Below are 17,855 nucleotides of genomic sequence, written 5' to 3' on the forward strand. Positions count from 1 at the left end.
AAACAAGGGACCTGCCGCATGCCCGGTAAGGCAGCTTTACTGTTCACAATGGTAACCGCCGGTGTGGTTGGCACCGGGTATCTGCTTTCCGCCGACAACCACCGCCAATTCAGTTGGCTCACCGAGCTGGCCAGCACAGACGAATCTGGGTCTGTTCAGAACACACAGCCGGCAAAGCAACCGCCCAACGCCCCCACACAGCAACCCGAGCCTCCATCGGACAACGCCCTTGGCTTCATGCTGGCCAGCGTTGCCGACCAGTACGCCAAATCCACCCGTTTTCCTGCCTGGTCGGTGCCACTCAGCCCGGAACAGGCCAGCGCCTATCGTGGCAATCACTACGAGCCGGTCAGCCTGCCACTGGAGGGTAAAGGGCAATTCACGGTCACGCTTGAAAAGTACCGGTTTACAGAGGGCGAAGAGATCCTTGTTGCTGCAGCCATCCAGGGCCCTCAGGTGGTTGACCGCTCTCTTTCTGCAACCCTCGAGCGACCCGAAAGTCGGGATGCAGTCGCTAGCACCACACTTCAGGAAGCCGGTTCGCCGGGTTACTTCGAGGGCGTTCTGTCCGCCGACGAATCACCGGGTGAATACCGCCTGATCGTCGAAGCCCGACTTGACGGCAAACCGGTTCGCCATGCCTCAACGCTGACCATTGAACCTTACCTGGGCGACTTTGAGGGACTGGGCGATGCCCGCATCAGTAACAACAATCTGATTATCCCCGTTCGGTTCTCACCGGAAGATCCCGGCTTTTACGCGCTCTCGGCCCAGCTTTACGTCGGGCAGCGTCCGGTTGCCCAGCTGCAGATGGAAAAAAGGCTGGACAGCACATCGGACACCATCAACCTGAAGGCACACGGCACGGTATTGGCGAACCAGACCGTGGACGGTCAACTACAGCTGAAGAACCTGCAGATTCGCCAACTCCCCGCCAGGCCAGGTGACAGAACCAACTACGCGTTCGGCCCTGACGAGGGCTACACATTCACACCGCCGGACCTCGACAGTCTTACCGATACGCCGGCGGTGAACCCCGAATCAGAACAACGGGCGGCGCTGCTGCGGCAGCTTGCCGACAAGTTCTGATGGCAGAGCGTAAGCTCTGCGCCGGCTGACGCCGGGCTGTACCGCCAGAAATGGCGGAGAAACGTCTTTTGACAACAATAATTCAGCAAAGACGGAGCAACTATGAAAACAACAAAGATCGGAAGTGCCTGTAAGACCGCCCTGGCGGTCGCTATCACCGGCAGCCTCTTTGCCGGCACCGCCCAGGCCCAGCTGGCCGGGCACAATGTGATACTGGTGCACGGATTCCAGCAGGAAGACCTGGCCAATCCTCCCGCCAACCTTCAGGAAGTGAAGAGTGCTGGTGAGGACTATTGGCGCACCTTCTGGCTCTCCCGTGCCGAAGCCCGTATCGACTGGGGCAGTGACGGACGTGTTGAGGGTGGCATTGCCCAGCAGGCCTATGAACAGATGCGGCAGATCAGTCAGCAAGGGCTGTGCAATGACTACTGCATCGTCGTCTCCCACTCCACCGGTGATCTGGTTACCCGCTATCTGCTGGAAAACCAGGCTCGGTGGCTTCAGTCCGAGGGCCTTCAACCCCTGAAGATCCTGGCAGCCCTGGATTACTCCGGCGCCGGGGGCGGGACGGAACTGGCCAACCTGGCCCTGAGTCTTGCCTACAACGACAGCTGGTACAACTGGCCCCTCAGGGCGGCCGTCGAAGCCTTCACCGGCATAGAGCCGGAGCCCGGCAAGCTGGGCGTGGTAAATGACCTGCAGACCAACGCAGCTCGCAACCTGGCGGTAAGCCCGAATTCAATCCCCAGGCTGCGCTTCGTGGCCGGCGGCTCCTCCTATGGCGGTATCACCAAACCGTTCATCGCCGGCACCGACGATGGCGTGGTGCCCACCCATTCGGCTTGCGGTGCAACCTCCGCCACCGGGATTGATTCCTGCTCCTCCAGCATCAGCCTGGCGGGCAAGGTAACGAGCCAGAATGGCCCGGGCGCTCTGTACTACAACCACTACCCGGTGCTGATGAACGAGGACGTTACCCACAGCGGTGTGCTGGGCTCCGAGACGGGCAACATCTCTGTACCGGTAGTCAACAACACCACCCTCAACGGTCTGCAGGTGGACTTCGCCAGCCGCACCTACAACAAGCGCGCCTGGTGGCAGTGGTGGGGTTCCGGTGACCGGTACATTGAGGTTCCCGGCTCGGACCAGACGGATATGTCCAATCTGGTGTACACAACTCTGAATAACTAGACCCATCCGGACCATGTAAACGAAAGGCTCAGGGAAGAGCCACTTCTTGCCTCGGTAATTCTACCCATCTTTTCTTTTTAGTTCGCAAACTATACATTGGTTCGCTTCCCCGTTTGATTCACCCACTGCCGGCAAGCCATATCCGATGTCTGACACCCACAAATCCGATCTGCTCCTGATTGTTGTCACGCTGTTTGCGGCCATCAGCTGGATGTTCTCCAAAGAAGCAGTGCTGCTGATGCCTCCGCTGATGTTCATGGCTGCGCGGTTTCTGATTGCCGGCACGGTGCTCGCCTTTTTCGCCCGCCGCTCGCTGATGAGGTTAAGCGTGGATCAGCTTCGTCGAAGTGTGGGTGTGGGCCTGGTATTCGGCACCGCCATGACCTGCTGGGTGATGGGCCTGGTTCATGGCACCAGCCTGGGCGAAGGCGCTTTCCTGACCAGCCTGGGTGTGGTGATTGTCCCTATCATTGCCCGATTGGTGTTCAAGGAGGCTCAGCCTCCAAGTACGTGGTTGGCCATTCCCATTGCGGTTGCCGGGCTGGCGTTATTATCCCTTGAAAACGGATTCCGCCCGGAAGCCGGCCAGATTTTCTTTGTTATGGCAGCGACGATCTTCGCCCTGTACTTCAATCTCAATACCCGCGCAGCTAACCAGAGAACGGTGATTAACCGGCTGGGAAAGACGGTGGAAAAGCATCGGGTACCCGCCCTGCCCCTGACAGCCATTGCTTTGCTCACGGTCGGCATGCTGACTATGATCGAGTCCATGATTATGGAGCCCTGGCTGCCTACCCTGAATAACCTTTCGCCAATACTGGTCTGGTGGGTGGCGGCCAGTGCCGTCATTGGCACCGCCGGACGCTTCCTGCTTCAGACCCTGGCCCAGAGCCTGTCTACAAACAGCCATGGCGTCGTAATTCTGGTACTGGAGCCGGTGTGGGTCGCCCTGTTCGCTGCAGGCTGGTTTAGCGAGACCATGACCAGCATTCAACTGGCCGGCTGCGGTCTGATCTTCGCGGCACTGATCGTCAACCGCTGGGCGGTTCTGAGCAAAGTCATCAAGGAAAAACTCCGGAGCCGGAAAACCGCATAAAAGTGGTTGACCAGCATCGGCTGAATCAGTATATTTCGTCCCCGTTGCAGGACACAGGACCATAGCTCAGTTGGTTAGAGCGCTACCTTGACATGGTAGAGGTCCCCAGTTCGAATCTGGGTGGTCCTACCACTCCTGCGAAGAAAGTCAGTTACTTACATCCGCTGTAAGAACTGGCTTTTTTTGTGCCCGCAATTTCCCTGCTGCCTCCGTTACCTGCGCCCGTCATCCGGTACAGTGAGAAGTACACCTGTACGTCGGCGAGCATTTATGCTCACCTTAACTTTTAACGAGCAATATTGCGCAGAGCCAGGGAGGAGCCTATACTTTTACTGAACTATTCAGTAATGGGCCTATAGATATTGAGGGCCAGGAGAGGCAGCCATGCTTGGCTTGAAGCACCATCAGCCGTTGGACACTACCCCGCCCACCAATTCCGGACGCGTACTGACAGCTACCCATAGCACAGCAGGACTTCGCTGGTTATTCGAACACAGGGAGCACTGGGGGCTGACTATGGATCAACTGGGAATCCTTCTTGGTGGCATTCGCCGCAGGACGCTTACAGATTGGCAGCAGCGGGCCAATCGTGGAGATGAAGTGGAAGTCTCACGGGATACCATGGATCGAATTAGCCTGCTCCTGGGCATTCACAAGGCCCTGACACTGCTTACCCCGGCCGGACATGAGCAACTGGCGTATGAGTGGTTCCAGACACCAATCGAGCTTATGGGTCTGCAGGGAACATCGATCCGCGACTACCTGCTTAAGCAAGGGTCCATGGATGCGCTCTATTACGTTCGCCGGAACCTTGACGCGATGCGCGGATGAGAATATCAAAACGACAGGGAGTATGGGTTGAATCGTGTAAAGCCTGAATGGAAGCATCACCGGGTCATCCATAGCAAGCACCCTCCGATCGACTGCTTTGAAAGCCCCGACTCCATGATTCTTGCCGAGCTGGAGTCCGCCACCAGCGACCGTATTGCGCATTGGCCCCGTTACGTCGATAAAGCAGACTTTCGGGCCGGCCCCGGCTGGAGCCCCGTCATGGCGTCCTTCTGCTACCCCGCTGAGGGGCGTTTCAATACCAGAAACCGTGGGGCTTACTATGCGGGCGATTCTGTTGAAACGGCACTCCGGGAATGGGTCTACCATGCAGGCAATGTGTGGCGGGGCTTTGGTGTTGGCAACGATTTTTCAGCAGTGGTCCGTTGCTACAGTGGCCACGTGGCTAAACCACTGGTGGACCTTCGGAACCAGCACCAATACATGCATGAAACCAACTATGAAACCGGGCAGAAGGTCGCCGCGGATCTTCTGAATGCTGGTGAATTCGGGGTTCTTTATAACTCGGTCCGCAACCCGGGGGGAGAAGCCATTGCCCTGTTCCGACCACCGGCAACGACACCCGTTGTTCAGGCTGGCCACTATACGCTCTACTGGGATGGCCAACGATTTACCAAGTACGCCCGGCTTGAGGAGTTCAGACCGCTTTAGGCGGTTAGCCCTAGGGCTCCTCGAGGTTCTTTTCCTGCCCTACCAGGATCAATTCTTCCAGATCGAATCCTTCCGCCCTGGCCCGATCCCTGAACGCCTTAATCGCCTCTTCGCTGACTTCCGGCGTGCGTGAGAGAAACCAGAGATAGTCACGGTCGTAACCGGTCACATAGGCATACGAATACTCGTCTTTGTCGAGTTCGAACACCACGTAAGAGGCGTAAAAGGGCCCGAAGAAGGACACCTTCAGATGGCCTGTGTTTTCGTCTTCGACAAATACGGCGCGGCCGTCAGCTTCCTCCCATTGCTCTTCTTCGGCGTTATAGCCGCGGTTGATGACCTTGATGCTGCCGTCGTCGTTAAGGCTGTACTCGGCACGAACATTGGTGAGGCCGCGCTCGAATGAATGGTCCAGGCGGGCGATTTCGTACCAAGTACCCAGGTAGCGGTCACTATCAAAACCAGAGACTGGCTCAATGCCTTCCGGAAGGCTGGTGCAGCTGGCCAGACCCATAAGCCCGACTATCAGGAACCATCTTCTTAACGCTGCCATCATCGCTAAGGCTCCATTTTCGAGTAACAGATACAACAAGGGCCAGCAGTTTCTGGCCCTTGTTTTAAACGTTGTAGAAGTCCCGATACCAGTCAACAAACCTGGCAATCCCCTCCTCGACGGGAGTCGCCGGCTTGTAGCCTACGTCGTCGATCAGATCATCGACATTGGCATAGGTGGCGGGCACGTCTCCCGGCTGCAACGGAAGCAGTTTTTTCTCCGCTTTCTTGCCGACCCGCTCCTCGATAATCTCGATAAACCGGGACAGCTCAACCGGGTTATTGCTGCCAATGTTGTACAAACGGTATGGAGCCTTGCTGGTGCCAGGGTCCGGGGTTGCACCACTCCATTGATCGTTGGGCTCGGCAACATGATCCAGGGTCCGGATCACGCCTTCCACGATGTCGTCGATGTAGGTGAAATCCCGGCGGTGGTGGCCATGGTTAAAGACGTCGATGGGCTCGCCGGCGAGTATCTTTTTGGTAAAGATAAACAGTGCCATATCCGGCCGGCCCCATGGACCATAGACGGTGAAAAACCGCAGGCCTGTGGTTGGCAGGTTGTACAGATGGCTATAGGTGTGGGCCATGAGCTCATTCGCCTTCTTGGAGGCCGCGTAGAGACTCAGAGGATGATCCACGTTGTCGTGCACCGAGAAAGGCATGGTCTCGTTGGCGCCATATACTGAGCTGCTGGAGGCATATACGAGGTGTTTCACCTTGTTATGCCGACACCCTTCAAGGATGTTCATGAAGCCAACAAGGTTGGCATCCACGTAGGCGTGCGGATTCTCGATCGAATACCGCACACCTGCCTGGGCTGCCAGATGCACCACCCTTTCTGGCTTGTGCTCAGAAAAAAGCGCTTCCATGGCGGTTCGGTCTGCCACATCCTCACGAACCTCGGTGAAGCCCGCCTTGCCAACCAGGCGCTGCAGCCGGGCTTCCTTCAGATTCACATCGTAGTAGTCATTGACGTTATCCACGCCAATAACTTCATCTCCCCTGTCGAGCAGGCGATGCGCCAGATGAGAACCGATAAACCCGGCCGTACCAGTCACAAGAATCTTCAAGTGTCTCTCCTTGAAAGGAATGCCATCCTTAGAACGAAACGCCTGCACTCACGAACGGGCCACCAATCTCGACATCGAGGCGATCATTGTCATCTTCGTAATCAATGGACATCTGACGATAGCCCGCACGGAACTGGATCAATGAGATTTCGTACTGACCGTAGGCGTTGAAATCGTGCAGCGAGTCGCCGTCGAAGCTGATGAAATTACCTTCTGCCCCCACAGACAGGCCGGTTAACGGCAGATCGAAACGCGCTGCCAGGTAGGCCATGGGGATAACAGCGTCGACCTTCGTTTGGCTCGAAGGAACGCCGGTAAACGCCTCTTTAACAATCAGCTCACCTGAAAAATCGCGTGCGGTCAGGCCAAGATCAAGGTTTACCCAGTTATCAAGCACTTCGTAATAAAGGGTCAGATCCAGCTGTTCCAGATCCAAATCGGACTGGACCTCACCAGTAACGCCGTCGAAGCCAGCGAGACCTACATCGCCTCGACCACTCTGTTCAACCAAAGTGTAGTTCAACCGAACATTGGGCAACAGCGGCACCGGATGCTCAAGGTACAGGGAGGCATTGGCGTTGGTATCGCTATCGAGATTCAGATCGTTCTCGACATCCACAACATCGTTGTTGGTGGCAGCCTTACCGGAAAGATCGGAATCCCAGTAACTCACGCTGGCACCCAGACCAACCACGTCTGCCTGTGACAGAGGCGCCACGAGGATCAATGAACCACCTACAGCAAGCATCAGTTTACGCATGACACACCTTCTATTTGTTGTCTGTTTCGATCAGTCGAACTGGATTCCCAACCGGCGCCCGACTTCCTCGTAAGTCTCAATGACCTCGCCGAGGCCCTGACGGAAGCGATCCTTATCCATCTTCTTGCGGGTTTCCTTGTCCCAGATGCGGCAACCGTCCGGGCTGAATTCGTCGCCCAGGACGATCTTCCCTTCACTGCGACCAAACTCCAGCTTGTAGTCCACCAGCAACATACCGGCGGCGTCAAACAGGGCCTTGAGTACGTCGTTTACACGGTAGGTCAGCACTTTCATCTGTTCCAGCTCATCAGCTGCAGCCCAGCCAAAGCTGACGGCCAGCGATTCGTTGACCATGGGATCGTGGAGCGCGTCGTTCTTCAGGAACAGTTCGTAGGTTGGCGGATTCAGCTCCTGCCCTTCTTCTACGCCCAGGCGGCGGCAGAGGCTGCCAGCGGAGACGTTACGGACCACGCATTCAACTGGAATCATGTCCAGTTTCTTCACGAGCGATTCGGTGGACGACAGCAGTCCCTCGAAATGTGTGGGTACGCCCGCCGCCTCAAGTTTTTCCATAATGAACGCATTGAACTTGTTGTTCACCATGCCCTTGCGATTGAGCTGTTCCTTTTTCTCGCCGTCAAAGGCGGATGTGTCGTCACGGAACTCCAACACAAACCGGTCGGGATTGTCAGTCCGGTAGACGGATTTTGCCTTGCCGGCATAAAGTTCTTCGCGTTTTTCCATTGGGGTTCTCCGAAAAGCGGCCGCCCTGGGCGGCCTCTTCCTGAATCAGTATAGGTAATCGAATAGTTGCGCGAGCAAATCCGGCGTAGTACGGCTGCCGGTGTAGCCCGGAACCTCCTCGGCAGAGATGACAATGGCGTCGCTCTGCTGGCTAAGGCTCACTGTATGGGTATGCTGGGGTTCTTCCTTGTCGCTGAACCAGCTGAACCAGCCCGAATCCCGCTCATCTTCGGTGCGGAAGTCAACATGGAACCAGCCTTCACTGCGGTTAAGATCAACAACAGGAATTCCCGAGTCTGTCAGTGCCCGGCTTACTTCCGCCCAGGAGCGACCGTAATCAAGCTCCATGCGGATCGCGACCGCCTCATCATTTTCCGAGATCAGGCGGACAAGGGGATCGCTGACCATACCGGATGCAGCGCGGGAAAAGGATTTGGTTTCCTCCCGGGCCCTGAGGAAATCGCCCAGGTCAGACAACAGGCGTCTCTGCAATTCCAGCGCCTGCTCCGAAGGATCGGATACACCGGTCCAGGGGATCAGCTCTTCCGGCTGATCCGGAACTTCCAGTTTGCGCACCTGCACTTCGGTGGTCTTGCGTCGAACGCCGGGGGCCATACGCACCTGCAGGACCACTTTCTGTTCGCCGGCAGACGGGTTATCGGAAAGTTCTACCAGATTCCGGGCCCGCTTGCTGAAGTTGGCAAGTTCGGTCTGCAGGATGCCCAGTTGAGGGCTATCGAAGCCAACACCCAGACCGCGCTCGGAAAGGTAGCTGTTCACCGCCGGCCAGATTCTTCCAGGCACGTCGTTTACCAACAGCCAGAGCCGGCCATCGAGCTCTTCGATCACGTAGTTTTCATCCAGGATGTCCGAGGTCATGTCCGGCGGCTGCGGTATATCGGACGGATACATCTTGCTGGCATCGGCCGGCTGGACATCACGGATTGGCATGGTCTGGCTGAAGCGGGAATCGTCAGCGGTTGCCGGCAATTCCAGTGGCTTCCCTTCCTTCGCATTCACATAGCGTTCGGAACGATCTTCAACAAGACTGCATCCCGAGGCTGCTGCCAGAAGCAGCAGCCCGGATACCATAACAACGGGTTTCAACATCAGGGTACTACCGGTTCCTTTTAGAACCTGCATCAGGTTACTCCGGGGATGGGATGATTTAAGCAAACTCAGAGTACACCTGAGGCCTTGAGGGCATCTTCCACTTCGCCATGGAATTTTTCGCTGAGCGGTGTCAGCGGCAGACGAATGCCTTCCCCAATCATCCCCATGCGATGGAGCGCCCACTTCACCGGAATCGGGTTCGCCTCGAGGAACAGCTTCCGGTTGAGAGGCATAAGCAGTTCGTTAAGACGCTCGGTCTCTTCACGGTTTCCTGCTACAGCCGCTTCGCATAGCTGGGACATTGCTTTCGGAGCGACGTTGGCAGTAACCGACACGTTGCCCTTGGCACCGGCCAGCATCAACTCCGCTGCAGTGGCATCATCACCCGAGTAGACCGCTAGACGGCCATTCAACGCTTCGATCAGTTCAGCGCCGCGGGGAATGTTGCCGGTGGCGTCCTTGATTCCCACGATATTCGGGATATCCGCAAGCCGAAGCACGGTCTCGTTCAGCATGTCGCAGGCCGTTCGACCCGGCACGTTGTAAAGCATCTGGCTCATGCCGGGGACGGCTTCGGCAATAGCCTTGAAATGCTGATAAAGGCCTTCCTGGGTCGGCTTGTTGTAGTAAGGAACAACGAGCAGACAGGCATCGGCGCCAAGCTTGTGGGCTTCCGCAGTCAATTCAATGGCCTCACGGGTACTGTTACCGCCCGTGCCCGCAATAACGGGGATACGTCCGTTAACGCGTTTGATGATATGGCCAATGGTCTGGCAATGCTCTTCCGGGTCGAGCGTTGCGGATTCGCCGGTGGTGCCCACAGCAACGATGCCGTGCGTGCCGTTTTCAATATGAAAGTCTACCAGCTTGTCCAGATCCTCCCAGTGAATGTCACCGTTTGGATGCATGGGCGTGACCAGTGCGACAAGGCTACCCGTAATCATAAAAGCTCCGTCCGAATAAAACCGATATGGTAATGTTGGGCACGAACTGACACAAGGGAATTAAAGGAGATGTCATGCCATCAGTTGAGTTAAACAAACCCGTTCCGGATTTTGAAGCTCCGGCAACCGGAGACCAGACCATTCGACTGGACGATCTTAAAGGCCAGAATGTGGTGATTTATTTCTACCCGAAAGACAACACACCCGGCTGCACCACCGAAGGCCAGGACTTCCGGGACCGAATGAAGCAGTTTGAAGAACTGGATACGGTTGTTCTCGGGGTATCAAGAGACGGCCTGAAAGCCCATGAGAACTTCCGCGCCAAGCATGAGTTTCCCTTCCACCTGATTTCAGACAAGGACGAAGCCCTCTGCAACCTTTTTGACGTGATCAAGCTGAAAAAGCTCTACGGCAAGGAGTACATGGGCGTCGATCGCAGCACCTTCCTGATCGATAAGGACGGAGCTCTGAGAGCTGAATGGCGTGGCGTAAAAGTCAAAGGCCACGCGGACGAGGTCCTGGAAGCTGTAAAGGCGCTTTAGGCGCCTTTCAGGCGTCGCTGGTCTCGGTCAGCGGCGCAGACTCCTTTACCGGCCAGGCGGCAAACACAGCCTTGAGCATGGTTGCCAGCGGAATGGCAAAGAAAACACCCCACAAGCCCCAGATGCCCCCGAAGAACAATACTGCAACGATAATTGCCACCGGGTGCAGATTGTTGACCTCCGAGAACAGAATCGGCACCAGTACGTTGCCATCCAGCGCCTGGATAACACCGTAGGCCACCATCACCCAGATGAACTGGCTACCCCAACCGAAGGCGAACAGGGCAATCACCGCAACGGGGATGGTAACAACAGCGGCACCGATATAGGGAATAACCACGCTTAGCCCAACCAGCAGAGAGAGCAGTGCCGCATAGGGCATGCCCAGCAGTTTGAAGGCAATGTAGGTGGCGCCGCCCACGATCAGTATCTCCACCGCCTTGCCGCGGACATAGTTGGCGCACTGAAGGTTCACCTCGTGCCAGATCTGCAGCATCATCGGGCGCTGGGGCGGCAGCAACCTGGCAATGGAGCTAAGAAGAACTTCCCGATCCTTGAGAAAGAAAAACACCAGGATGGGCACCAGCACCATATAGATAAGCAATGCCACGAGATCTGGAATGCTGGACAGCGAGAAAGACACCAGCCATTGGGTCATATGTCCCACTTCGGTACTCACCTGGCTATAGACCGTGCTGACAGCCTCGCCGGAGATCAGGTGCGGGTACTGCTGCGGCAGCAGCTCAAGATAGGATTGCAGCTCGCGGATGATGCGCGGTGCCTCACCGGCGAGGTTACTCAACTGGGTCCAGATTAACGGTAAAAGGCCGAACAGAAAGCCCACGAGCACACCGAGGAACACCAGGAATACACCAATGATCGATACCGTCTCCGGCACACCCAGTTTGTTGAGCTTGGTCACCAGGCCCTGCAGAATAAAGGCTATGATCAGAGAGGCAATGGCCGGCGCAAGCATCGCACCAAACCAGATAACGAAGATGGTTCCCGTTACCAGAATAAGGAACAGGATGACGGCTTCTTCATCCGAGAAATATTTGTGGGCGAGACCGCGTAGTGTACTGATCATTTACAGCTCCGAATCCTTAACCGCCGCACTTTATCACAAACCGGTACTGCCCGGCGGACTCAGAACTGCTCATCAACTTGTGATCGGACAACTGCAGGAAGGCCGGGATATCGCGGGCCGAACCGGCATCCGTGGCAATGACCTCAAGTTCTTCGCCCGGCGCCATGCTGTTCAGTTCCAATTTGGTCTTCAGCAGAGGCATGGGGCAGCGTAACCCGGAGGCATCAAGCGTTCGATCAACCATACTAGCGATACACTCTCGCAAAAATTATAAGCGGATTTAACAAGCGGGCATTATGCCGACAGTGATAATGTATTGCATCACAATCCTCTTCAAGCAGGGGATCAGAACTTTTTATCGTAAACCGCTGTCAAACCGGCGACTCAGACCACAGGCACCCGGCACTACATGATTGTTAACCAACCCCGAACCCGAACGCTACCGTCACTGGCCGTCACCGCCCTGCTGGCACTGCTGCTCGTTGCCCTGACCGGCCACGCCCAGGAAAGCAGGCTACCGAGCATTGGTGGCAGTGGCGGAGGCCTGATCGCGGGCCAGCAGGAATCGGATATCGGCCAGCAGGTCATGGTGTCTATCCGCCGATCGGCACCCAGGATCAGCGACCCCCTCGTTTATGACTATTTGAGCGCCATCACCTATCGACTGGTTCCCTCGGCTCCGCTTCAGGACCGGGACCTGACCCTCGCGCTGATTGATAGCCCCGCCATCAACGCATTCGCAGTGCCCGGCGGTATTGTCGGCGTCAACGGCGGCCTGTTCCTCAATGCTGCAACAGAGCAACAGTTTGCTTCCGTCCTGGCCCACGAGCTTGCCCATCTTAGCCAGCGGCATTTTGCCCGGCGCATGGAACAACAGGAAACCAGCGCTCCGCTTACACTTGCAGGCATGATTGCCGGCATTGTGTTGTCGGCGGTCACCCAGTCGGATATTGGTTTTGCTGCCATTGCAGGAACCCAGGCTTTGGCGGCCCAGAACATGCTGGCGTATAGCCGGGCTCATGAACAGGAAGCCGACCGGGTCGGGCTCGACATTCTGGCCAGTGCAGGCATGGATCCTCGTGGCATGCCGGAAATGTTCGAAATCATGATGCGCCAGAATCGAATGCAGGGAAATCGCCTGCCCGAGTATCTGTCAACGCACCCCTTAACCCAGAGCCGTGTTGCCGACACCCGCAGCCGTGCCGAACAGTATCCGGACGAGAACATCCGGGACGGCCAGGAATACCACCTGATGCGCAGCCGCCTTCAGGTGCACTACGCACCTTCGCCTGATGTTGCCGTGGAAACCTTCGAGGCCTATCTGGAAAGCCCGGATGCCCAGAGAAACGACGCTATCCGATATGGATTGTCCGTGGCCTACCTCGAGAACAGGCAATACGACAAAGCCGTGGACATTTTGAACGACCTGCTGACCAGGAACCCCGGGCGAATCACATTTCAGGTGACGCTGGCGGAAGTCAGGCTGGCGCAAAATCGTATGGGCGAGGCACGGGATGTTCTGAAAGACGCACTGGCGAGGAATCCGGGGAATTATCCGATCATCCACACCCTGGCTCGCACCGAAATAGCAGACGGCAATGGTGCCGCAGCGGCTGAATACCTGAAACAGCTGACCCGTCAGTTTCCGGGGCAGGAACACCTCTGGCTGAAACTGGCCGAGGCCGAGGGTATGGCAAGGAACATTGTCGGCGTGCATCGCGCCCGGGCAGAGTACGACGTATTGATGGGCGATCTGGAATCTGCCCAGCGTCAGCTCAGGCAGGCGCAGGAGAAGTTACCCGCGGGCGCGCCGCAACGACAGATTGTGACCGAGCGACTGGCGGAAATTACCAGTCGCCTGCACGCGCGGGCCAACAGCTGATCAGGCGTTACCGGCAGCCTCGAGATTCATGTTGGCTGTAAAATCCAGCATACGCTGCAAAGGCTGCAGTGCTTTCTCTCTCAGCTCTGAATCCACGAGGACTTCCTGATCGCCCTGCTCCAGCACCTGAAGCAGATTCTGAAGGCCGTTCATGGCCATCCAGGGGCAATGGGCGCAGCTACGACAAGTAGCGCCATTACCTGCAGTGGGCGCCTCGATCAGCGTTTTGTTTGGAGCCAGCTGCTGCATCTTGTAGAAGATGCCGTTGTCGGTGGCAACAATGAACTTTTCATTGGGCAATGTCTGAACAGCGTGAATCAGCTGCGAGGTCGAGCCCACAACGTCTGCCATTTCAACCACCGCATCGGGCGATTCCGGATGCACCAGCACAGCCGCGTCGGGATAGAGCGCTTTCAGATCCTCCAGCCCACGGTACTTGAACTCCTCATGGACGATGCAGGAACCATCCCAGAGCAGCATATCTGCGCCTGTGGTTTTCTGAACGTAGTGACCCAGGTGCTTGTCCGGGGCCCAGAGAATTTTTTCGCCGCGGGCATCCAGATCCTCAACAATCGCCTGGGCACAACTTGAGGTAACCACCCAGTCCGCCCTCGCCTTCACGGCCGCAGATGTGTTGGCGTAGACCACAACCGTGCGGTCCGGGTGCTGATCGCAAAACTCGGCGAATTCATCGGCAGGACAACCCACATCCAGGGAGCAGGTTGCCTCAAGGGTTGGCATCAGAACACGCTTTTCCGGGTTCAGGATCTTCGCCGTTTCACCCATAAACCGCACGCCGGCAACCACGACGGTCGAAGCCGGGTGCTGGTTACCAAACCTGGCCATCTCCAGGGAATCCGCAACACAGCCACCGGTTTCCTCGGCAAGGCGCTGAATATCAGGATCGGTGTAGTAATGGGCTACAAGTACCGCATCCTGATCCTGCAGGGCCGACTTGATACGAGCTTCCAGCTCGGACTTTTCGTCCTCGCTGAGCGGCTTCGGCTCGGCGGCATGTGCCAGGTGTTCTTGAACAAGGATACGGTCTTCGGCGTATGTCATTACTGCGTCTCTGTGTTGCGTTAACCGGGGGATTATAGCATTCATGCCCGGCCTTCATGTTTCTGAAACAGTGCTATCACAAAGTTGTGATTTCGTTTTCTGTTACCTGTTTACCTAGGTAGGAACGTATACGCAAAAAAAAAGAGCCCGGAGGCTCTTTTTTCACAAAAACCCGCAGGTTTCTGTTATTTGGTGGGTCGTGAAGGATTCGAACCTTCGACCAATTGGTTAAAAGCCAACTGCTCTACCAACTGAGCTAACGACCCTGAACTGCTGACTGAAGCCGCGACTTCAATCCATACCGAATGACTCAGCCCACCCGGCATTTCGTGTTTGGTGGGTCGTGAAGGATTCGAACCTTCGACCAATTGGTTAAAAGCCAACTGCTCTACCAACTGAGCTAACGACCCAAACGAGGCGCATATAGTAATGATTTTTGGCCGCTGATCAACCCCTTTTTTTCAGGTTTCTCAACATTTTTGCCACGCCCGACAATCAGCCGTTCTAGGACTCCAGGAACTTCCGGGCCAGGTCCGCAGCGCTGCTGGATGGGTAATCCTCAATCACGGTTTGCATAGTGCGCCGTGCCTGATCCTTTTCACCCAGACGATCGTGGGTCACACCCAGCTTGTAGACGGCATCCGGCGCTTTACGGTGGTCTGAAAAGCGGGTGGCAACAATGGTGAACGCCTGCTTTGCCTGCTCCAGCTGCGGCTTGACGAGATACACCTCACCCAGCCAGTAGTAGGCGTTAACAGTCAGATCACCCTCTGGATACTCATCGATAAACTCGTATATCCGGCTGATGGCCTCATCGTATTTTTTCTGGTTACGGATCAGATCCTGAATCTGTTCGTAAGCCTTTCGCTCCTCCGCATCCGGCTGACGATATTCCCTTGCTGCCGGTGCTGACCCCGAAGCTGTGGAATTACTGGCTGTACTGGCCTCGGGCGCGGGTTGAGAAGCCACCTTCTCCGAGAGATCCAGAATACGCTGATCCAGATCGATATAGCGGTCACGCCCCTGCTGCTGCAGGCGGTTGATCAGGTGCCTCTGCTCCTCGACTTCGCCCTGGAGCCGCCTGACTTCACCCTGAAGCTGCTGGATCATGTAGAACAGCTCAGCTGTCGCCTGGCTATTATTGGCGTTGCGCTGAGTGTCCTGAGCTGATTGCGCCAGAGTAACTCCCGCATGCCCAAGGGCAAGCGGGAGCACCACTGTCGCCATGAGGATTTTTCTCATGGTCCTTCCTGTGTGATTACTCAAATACGAGTTCCACACGACGGTTCTGGGCCCAAGCACTCTCGCTGGAACCCATCACTGCCGGCTTCTCTTCACCATAGCTTACGGTTTCAAGCTGGCCACGTGAAGCGCCATTGACGATCAGGAAGCGCTGTACAGCGTTGGCACGACGCTCACCCAGAGCCAGGTTGTATTCCTTGGTGCCGCGCTCATCGGCGTGACCTTCGATACGCACGTTCTGACCGGGGTTGTTGGCGAGGAAGCGAGCATGGGCCACCAGCACGTCGCGGGCTTCCTGCTTGATTTCGGCAGTGTCGAAATCAAAGTAGAACACGGTAATTTCACGGAGAGCCTGCTGCTCCGCCTGCTCCCGCGCGGCCATGCGCTCTTCTTCGGTCATGGCTGAAGAAGAAACACCACCCTGATCATCACCGCCGTAAACGGTGGAACCGCCTTCCTGATCTACCGCAGAAACGTCAGAGCCGAACTCACCACCGTCTTCTGAGGTGCCACCGGTGGAGCTACAGCCCGCTACCAGGCCAACGGACAGCAACAGTGCGAACGCTTTTGATTGAGCCGAGAAAATCATATTTTCTTCCTTTCAGTTGAGTAACATTATTAATTGAACGATTGCCGACGCCGAAGGGCATGGGCAATCAGCGAACCAAAGGTCCCCAGGCAGGCTCACGGACATCCCCTTCGGATGCCGGCAAGCTGTAGGCTGCCCCACCATCCGCAGAAATAACCGTGAGCACGTTGCTTCCGTTCTGCCGGGTAGCGTAGATCAGCATCCGACCATTGGGCGCAACACTGGGAGACTCATCAGACTCCGTACGGGTAAGGATCGTTTCCTCCCCGGTTTTCAGTTCGGTACGGGCAATGTGAAATGCCCGGTCCCGCTGGTGAACGTAATAGACATATTTGCCGTCATTGTCGGGCCTGGGCCGGGCGTTGTAGCGGCTGCCGAAGGTGATACGACGAGGCTCCGCACCCGGTGTTTCCATATGGTAAATCTGGGGCCCGCCGGAACGATCCGAGGTGAAGAATATACCCTCGCCACTGGCGTCGTAGCTCGGTTCGGTATCAATGGCCCAGTGGTTGGTAAGCTTGGTCAGTTGCCGGCTATCGAGACTCATCCGGTAGATTTCGGCGTTGCCATCCTTCGAAAGGGTCATCAGTAACGACCTGCCGTCGTCGGACCAGGCCGGCGCCGAGTTCAGACCTGGAAAATCAGCAACCTTGGTGCGCTGGCCGGTTGAAAGCTCATGCACAAAGATAACGGGCTTTCCGGTTTCGAAAGAGACATACGCCAGTTTTTTCCCGTCCGGCGACCAGGCGGGTGACAGAATCGGCTCCTGGCTTTCGAGGCGAATCCGGGCACGCTTACCATCGACATCACTCACCTGCAGCCGGTAACGAGGCTTGCCATTGGCGGTATCCAGCGTGACGTAGGCGAGCTTGGTTGAGAAAGCACCGGGCACGCCGGTGATCGCTTCATACACCTTATCACTGATGTGGTGCGCCAGAGAACGTATATTGGAGGCGGGTGCTGCCGCTGTCTCGCCAAGAATCCTTTCTTCCCGGTTGACATCGAACAGCTCATATCGCGCCTGGACACGGTCACCGCTTCTGGTGAGCGAACCGACCAGGACGTAGCGCTGACCAAGCAGACGCCAGTCCCGGAAATACACTTCTTCCCGCTGGGATGGCAGGCTCAGCATTTTTTCCGGAGGCAAGGTACGGAACTCCCCCGTCATGGTCAGATCGGCCTGGACAACGCTGCCAACCTTGTCTCCCGCCGGCATCTGTCCCGACTCAGCGAAGGGCACTACCGCAACAGGAATGGCGGAATCCGCACCCTCGGTAATCCGGATCAACAGCTCGGCACGGGCTCCTGAAACCGCAAAGAAGATCAATGCAAGGACGGCGAGCAGTGTTCTGGACGGTTTGTACCAAATCCGATGTGTCATGGTGTTAT

19 protein-coding genes and 3 tRNA genes are annotated in these 17,855 nt (G+C 56.5%); 8 read left to right on the forward strand and 14 right to left on the reverse strand.

Features of this window, described 5'->3' with window-relative positions:
• Nucleotides 1-18 precede the first annotated feature (18 nt).
• From ACO06L_RS04670 to ACO06L_RS04695, 6 genes are all read left to right on the forward strand, one after another.
• On the forward strand, nucleotides 19-1,089 hold the full coding sequence (locus ACO06L_RS04670) for a hypothetical protein (RefSeq protein ID WP_064228330.1): 1,071 nt from the start codon (nucleotides 19-21) through the stop codon (nucleotides 1,087-1,089).
• A gap of 102 nt (nucleotides 1,090-1,191) precedes the next feature.
• Nucleotides 1,192-2,280, forward strand: coding sequence for a hypothetical protein (locus tag ACO06L_RS04675; RefSeq protein ID WP_064228329.1), 1,089 nt, complete (start codon nucleotides 1,192-1,194; stop codon nucleotides 2,278-2,280).
• A 145-nt stretch (nucleotides 2,281-2,425) separates the two neighbouring features.
• Entirely contained in the window at nucleotides 2,426-3,376 is a 951-nt protein-coding gene (locus ACO06L_RS04680; RefSeq protein ID WP_064228328.1) for a DMT family transporter, read from the forward strand.
• A gap of 55 nt (nucleotides 3,377-3,431) precedes the next feature.
• Nucleotides 3,432-3,508 (forward strand) — tRNA-Val (locus tag ACO06L_RS04685).
• 252 nt (nucleotides 3,509-3,760) lie between these two features.
• Nucleotides 3,761-4,207 carry an antitoxin Xre-like helix-turn-helix domain-containing protein gene (locus ACO06L_RS04690; protein ID WP_064228327.1) on the forward strand — a complete coding sequence of 149 codons (447 nt, stop codon included), beginning with the start codon at nucleotides 3,761-3,763 and terminating at the stop codon, nucleotides 4,205-4,207.
• Between the two features lie 27 nt (nucleotides 4,208-4,234).
• Nucleotides 4,235-4,876, forward strand: a complete 642-nt coding sequence (locus ACO06L_RS04695) for an RES family NAD+ phosphorylase (RefSeq protein WP_064228326.1) — start codon at nucleotides 4,235-4,237, stop codon at nucleotides 4,874-4,876.
• A 10-nt stretch (nucleotides 4,877-4,886) separates the two neighbouring features.
• Here ACO06L_RS04695 and ACO06L_RS04700 read toward each other — a convergent pair whose 3' ends face one another.
• The 6 genes from ACO06L_RS04700 to dapA all read right to left on the reverse strand — a co-directional run bounded on the left by ACO06L_RS04700 (nucleotide 4,887) and on the right by dapA (nucleotide 10,062).
• A complete protein-coding gene (locus ACO06L_RS04700; protein ID WP_082905047.1) occupies nucleotides 4,887-5,432 on the reverse strand; it encodes a lipocalin family protein in 546 nt (181 codons plus the stop codon).
• Between the two features lie 61 nt (nucleotides 5,433-5,493).
• Entirely contained in the window at nucleotides 5,494-6,501 is a 1,008-nt protein-coding gene (locus tag ACO06L_RS04705) for an NAD-dependent epimerase (RefSeq protein WP_064228325.1), read from the reverse strand.
• Between the two features lie 28 nt (nucleotides 6,502-6,529).
• A complete protein-coding gene (locus ACO06L_RS04710; protein ID WP_202347522.1) occupies nucleotides 6,530-7,261 on the reverse strand; it encodes a TIGR04219 family outer membrane beta-barrel protein in 732 nt (243 codons plus the stop codon).
• Between the two features lie 30 nt (nucleotides 7,262-7,291).
• The gene (gene purC / locus ACO06L_RS04715) at nucleotides 7,292-8,005 is read right to left on the reverse strand and encodes a phosphoribosylaminoimidazolesuccinocarboxamide synthase (RefSeq protein WP_064228323.1); all 714 of its coding nucleotides are present in this window, start codon (nucleotides 8,003-8,005) and stop codon (nucleotides 7,292-7,294) included.
• Nucleotides 8,006-8,050: 45 nt separating this feature from the next.
• Nucleotides 8,051-9,148, reverse strand: a complete 1,098-nt coding sequence (gene bamC, locus ACO06L_RS04720; protein ID WP_064228322.1) for an outer membrane protein assembly factor BamC — start codon at nucleotides 9,146-9,148, stop codon at nucleotides 8,051-8,053.
• A 35-nt stretch (nucleotides 9,149-9,183) separates the two neighbouring features.
• Nucleotides 9,184-10,062, reverse strand: a complete 879-nt coding sequence (gene dapA / locus ACO06L_RS04725; protein ID WP_064228321.1) for a 4-hydroxy-tetrahydrodipicolinate synthase — start codon at nucleotides 10,060-10,062, stop codon at nucleotides 9,184-9,186.
• 74 nt (nucleotides 10,063-10,136) lie between these two features.
• Here dapA and ACO06L_RS04730 point away from each other — a divergent pair, with 74 nt between their 5' ends.
• A complete protein-coding gene (locus ACO06L_RS04730) occupies nucleotides 10,137-10,604 on the forward strand; it encodes a peroxiredoxin (RefSeq protein WP_202347521.1) in 468 nt (155 codons plus the stop codon).
• A 7-nt stretch (nucleotides 10,605-10,611) separates the two neighbouring features.
• On the opposite strand, the gene ACO06L_RS04735 is transcribed toward ACO06L_RS04730, so the two are convergent.
• Both ACO06L_RS04735 and ACO06L_RS04740 read right to left on the reverse strand, forming a co-directional pair.
• The gene (locus ACO06L_RS04735; RefSeq protein WP_064228319.1) at nucleotides 10,612-11,691 is read right to left on the reverse strand and encodes an AI-2E family transporter; all 1,080 of its coding nucleotides are present in this window, start codon (nucleotides 11,689-11,691) and stop codon (nucleotides 10,612-10,614) included.
• Nucleotides 11,692-11,707: 16 nt separating this feature from the next.
• Entirely contained in the window at nucleotides 11,708-11,935 is a 228-nt protein-coding gene (locus ACO06L_RS04740) for a sulfurtransferase TusA family protein (protein WP_202347520.1), read from the reverse strand.
• 165 nt (nucleotides 11,936-12,100) lie between these two features.
• Here ACO06L_RS04740 and ACO06L_RS04745 point away from each other — a divergent pair, with 165 nt between their 5' ends.
• Nucleotides 12,101-13,573, forward strand: a complete 1,473-nt coding sequence (locus ACO06L_RS04745; protein WP_064228317.1) for a M48 family metalloprotease — start codon at nucleotides 12,101-12,103, stop codon at nucleotides 13,571-13,573.
• On the opposite strand, the gene nadA is transcribed toward ACO06L_RS04745, so the two are convergent.
• The 6 genes from nadA to tolB form a co-directional block, all read right to left on the reverse strand.
• Nucleotides 13,574-14,635: a quinolinate synthase NadA gene (nadA, locus tag ACO06L_RS04750; RefSeq protein WP_202347519.1), complete on the reverse strand. Its 1,062-nt coding sequence runs from the start codon at nucleotides 14,633-14,635 to the stop codon at nucleotides 13,574-13,576.
• Nucleotides 14,636-14,825: 190 nt separating this feature from the next.
• Nucleotides 14,826-14,901, reverse strand: a tRNA-Lys gene (locus ACO06L_RS04755).
• Nucleotides 14,902-14,969: 68 nt separating this feature from the next.
• Nucleotides 14,970-15,045, reverse strand: a tRNA-Lys gene (locus ACO06L_RS04760).
• A gap of 94 nt (nucleotides 15,046-15,139) precedes the next feature.
• Nucleotides 15,140-15,877: a tol-pal system protein YbgF gene (ybgF, locus tag ACO06L_RS04765; protein WP_064230138.1), complete on the reverse strand. Its 738-nt coding sequence runs from the start codon at nucleotides 15,875-15,877 to the stop codon at nucleotides 15,140-15,142.
• 16 nt (nucleotides 15,878-15,893) lie between these two features.
• Nucleotides 15,894-16,466, reverse strand: coding sequence for a peptidoglycan-associated lipoprotein Pal (gene pal / locus ACO06L_RS04770; protein WP_202347518.1), 573 nt, complete (start codon nucleotides 16,464-16,466; stop codon nucleotides 15,894-15,896).
• A 67-nt stretch (nucleotides 16,467-16,533) separates the two neighbouring features.
• A complete protein-coding gene (gene tolB / locus ACO06L_RS04775; protein WP_202347517.1) occupies nucleotides 16,534-17,847 on the reverse strand; it encodes a Tol-Pal system beta propeller repeat protein TolB in 1,314 nt (437 codons plus the stop codon).
• Nucleotides 17,848-17,855 lie beyond the last annotated feature (8 nt).

The sequence above is a fragment of the Marinobacter sp. genome (genome assembly GCF_965229985.1).
Taxonomy (GTDB): Bacteria; Pseudomonadota; Gammaproteobacteria; order Pseudomonadales; family Oleiphilaceae; genus Marinobacter.

Coding starts and splice junctions, on each gene's coding strand:
- ACO06L_RS04675 (WP_064228329.1), top strand. CDS start 1,192: ATGAAAACAACAAAGATCGGAAGTGCCTGTAAGACCGCCCTGGCGGTC.
- ybgF (WP_064230138.1), bottom strand. CDS start 15,877: ATGAGAAAAATCCTCATGGCGACAGTGGTGCTCCCGCTTGCCCTTGGG.
- ACO06L_RS04690 (WP_064228327.1), top strand. CDS start 3,761: ATGCTTGGCTTGAAGCACCATCAGCCGTTGGACACTACCCCGCCCACC.
- dapA (WP_064228321.1), bottom strand. CDS start 10,062: ATGATTACGGGTAGCCTTGTCGCACTGGTCACGCCCATGCATCCAAAC.
- ACO06L_RS04670 (WP_064228330.1), top strand. CDS start 19: ATGCCCGGTAAGGCAGCTTTACTGTTCACAATGGTAACCGCCGGTGTG.
- ACO06L_RS04745 (WP_064228317.1), top strand. CDS start 12,101: ATGATTGTTAACCAACCCCGAACCCGAACGCTACCGTCACTGGCCGTC.
- ACO06L_RS04740 (WP_202347520.1), bottom strand. CDS start 11,935: ATGGTTGATCGAACGCTTGATGCCTCCGGGTTACGCTGCCCCATGCCT.
- ACO06L_RS04700 (WP_082905047.1), bottom strand. CDS start 5,432: ATGATGGCAGCGTTAAGAAGATGGTTCCTGATAGTCGGGCTTATGGGT.
- ACO06L_RS04730 (WP_202347521.1), top strand. CDS start 10,137: ATGCCATCAGTTGAGTTAAACAAACCCGTTCCGGATTTTGAAGCTCCG.
- nadA (WP_202347519.1), bottom strand. CDS start 14,635: ATGACATACGCCGAAGACCGTATCCTTGTTCAAGAACACCTGGCACAT.
- ACO06L_RS04680 (WP_064228328.1), top strand. CDS start 2,426: ATGTCTGACACCCACAAATCCGATCTGCTCCTGATTGTTGTCACGCTG.
- pal (WP_202347518.1), bottom strand. CDS start 16,466: ATGATTTTCTCGGCTCAATCAAAAGCGTTCGCACTGTTGCTGTCCGTT.
- ACO06L_RS04710 (WP_202347522.1), bottom strand. CDS start 7,261: ATGCGTAAACTGATGCTTGCTGTAGGTGGTTCATTGATCCTCGTGGCG.
- purC (WP_064228323.1), bottom strand. CDS start 8,005: ATGGAAAAACGCGAAGAACTTTATGCCGGCAAGGCAAAATCCGTCTAC.
- tolB (WP_202347517.1), bottom strand. CDS start 17,847: ATGACACATCGGATTTGGTACAAACCGTCCAGAACACTGCTCGCCGTC.
- bamC (WP_064228322.1), bottom strand. CDS start 9,148: ATGCAGGTTCTAAAAGGAACCGGTAGTACCCTGATGTTGAAACCCGTT.
- ACO06L_RS04735 (WP_064228319.1), bottom strand. CDS start 11,691: ATGATCAGTACACTACGCGGTCTCGCCCACAAATATTTCTCGGATGAA.